At 63.8% G+C, this 2,340-nt stretch carries 2 protein-coding genes and 1 pseudogene; all 3 read left to right on the top strand.

Going from position 1 to position 2,340, the window contains the following annotated elements:
* The coding region (locus tag JCM25156_RS13960) for a S41 family peptidase (RefSeq protein ID WP_025813576.1) at positions 1–952 on the top strand (952 nt) is incomplete at its 5' end.
* A 75-nt stretch (positions 953–1,027) separates the two neighbouring features.
* The gene (locus tag JCM25156_RS13955) at positions 1,028–1,366 is read left to right on the top strand and encodes a DUF1491 family protein (protein WP_025813575.1); all 339 of its coding nucleotides are present in this window, start codon (positions 1,028–1,030) and stop codon (positions 1,364–1,366) included.
* 246 nt (positions 1,367–1,612) lie between these two features.
* Positions 1,613–2,340, top strand: a pseudogene (locus tag JCM25156_RS24595) (OmpA family protein); the annotation flags it as partial.

Below are 2,340 nucleotides of genomic sequence, written 5' to 3'. Positions count from 1 at the left end.
CGGGCAGGTCGTGCGGGCCATCAACGGGCGCTCCACCGCGTCGCGCAGCCTCGACACCGTCAATTCATGGCTTGGCGGCCCCGCTGGCAGCCTCGTGCGCATAACGGTGGAAGCGAAGGGGCGGCAGACCACGGTCACGCTGCACCGCGCCTCCATCCCGCCAGAAACCGTGTTCGCCTATACCAGCGGCAAGCACGTCATCCTGCACATCACCGCTTTCTCCGCCAACACGGCCGAGGAAATGAGCCAGTACCTGGATGAGGCCATGAACGTGCCCGGCATTTCGGGCCTGATCCTGGACCTGCGCGGCAACCGGGGCGGCGTGCTCCAGCAGGCGGTCACCACATCGGCGCTCATGCTGGATCACGGCGTGGCGGCGATCACACAGGGGCGCGACCCGCAGGCCAACCATGTCTGGGCCGTACAGGGCGGGGACATGACCAACGGGCTGCCCATCATCGTCATGGTGGATGGACGCACCGCCAGCGCCGCCGAGATTCTGGCCGCCGCCCTGGCCGACCAGAAGCGGGGCGTGGTGATCGGCAGCGCCACGCTGGGCAAGGGGCTGGTCCAGACCATCGGCCAGATGCCCAATGGCGGCGAGCTTTACGTAACGTGGAGTCGGGTGCTCGCCCCGCTGGGCTGGCCGCTGCAGGGGCTGGGCGTCATGCCGCAGGTCTGCACCAGCCTGGGGGAAAGCGTGCTTGAACGCCAGCTCCAGAACCTGGCCGAAGGCACGGTGGACAGCCGGGAATGGATCACCGCCACCCGGCAGATCCGCTACCCCGTGGACCCCGCGCGCATCCTGAGCATCCGCAAGGCCTGCCCCGCCGCCATCGGCACGGACAGTGATCTGGACGCCGCGCGTTCCCTGCTGGACAACCCGGTCGAATATCGCGCCGCCCTGTCCGCCATACCCGAGGAAAGCGCCGTCCCGGCCAGTGGCGGCTAGAATATCACCATGGGAAACCGTGCTATTCCTGCATGTCTCCCTCTGCCTTTCTGCATTACCGGAGATGCCCACCCCATGGAAGAATCGCGCCTGAAAACCGGCATATGGGTCCGGGCAATGCTGCGCCAGGCTGGACAAAAGGGAAATCCCGGCATGGTCCTGCACCGGGGGGACGAAGATGCGGGCAGCGTACTGATCGTACTTCTGGGTCGGGACAGGCGCATGTGCGTACTCGCCGCCACCCGCACCCCCGATGGACGCCGGGCATGGTTCCGCGCTACAGGAGAGGCGGCTGTGGATCAGGACAGCGTCGATACCTACGTTGCAAGACAGAGGGAACGGGACCCCGATATATGGGTCGTTGAATTCGACGCACCGGATCTTGTGCCACCGTTTGAAGCAAAGCTGATATGAAAGACGTGATTCCACGCGATTAAAGGCATAGAAACCAGTCCGGCGTATGGGTGTGACATCTGGCACACAGTCGGACAGGACAGTTGCCCCCGCCGCCCAAAGCAGTGGATTAGGCGGTGACAATGGATTGTCAGGGCTGGTTTCTTTAAGCAAAAGAATGCTGATGCTGCTGATCCGAAGGAATATGGCACGCGCACCCGACCGGCCGATACGCCACCACAGGCCCGTCGAAGGGAGAAGAAGAGTATGAATCTGCGGTACGGATTGCTTGCAGGGTCTTTATTGGCTGCCTCGGTTACCCTGGGTCCCGTACTGGTCTCCGCCCCGGTATTCGCCCAGCCCGTACAGGGGCTGTACATGAGCGGTGAAGGTGGTGCGACCTTCAACCAGGGCCAGGTCATACGGAATTCCTCGGCGCGTGATCAGTTCCGTACCGGCGCCATTGGCGAGGGCGCGATCGGCTGGGGGCTGGGCAACGGCTTCCGCGTGGAGCTTGAGGGCCATTACCGGAACAACGACCTGAAAACGGTAGGGGGCAACGCCGCCTACCATGCCCATGCGGATGGCCGGCAGCAGGAATCCGGCCTGATGGCCAACGCCCTGTTCGACCTCGATATCGGCAAGAGCTGGCTGTTCCCGTATTTCGGCGCGGGTATCGGCTATGGCTGGCAGAACATGAACACCACCATGACCGGTAACGTGAATGGCGCGAATTACAGCCAGCACGTAAGCGGCACCTACGGCAACTTCGCCTATCAGGCATCTTCGGCCTCGCCTTCCCCATGCCATGGGTCGTCGGCCTGTCCGCCACGGCGGAATACCGGTTCTGGACCATGCTGGGCCCGCAGTCGCACCATTCCTCCATGAGTGGCAGCGAAGGCGCGCTGACGGCCATGAACAGCGATTACGGCTTCCGCAACGGCAACCGCGACAGCCGCACCGACTTCAACCATTCCCTCATGCTCGGCCTGCGA

This window comes from Komagataeibacter kakiaceti JCM 25156 (genome assembly GCF_000613305.1).
The sequence above is the reverse complement of the archived record's forward strand: the minus strand, read 5'-3'. Positions and strand labels throughout refer to the sequence as shown.

Bases quoted from the DNA above. Each gene is read 5' to 3' on its own strand.
- JCM25156_RS13955 (WP_025813575.1), top strand. From the start codon at position 1,028: ATGGAAGAATCGCGCCTGAAAACCGGCATATGGGTCCGGGCAATGCTG.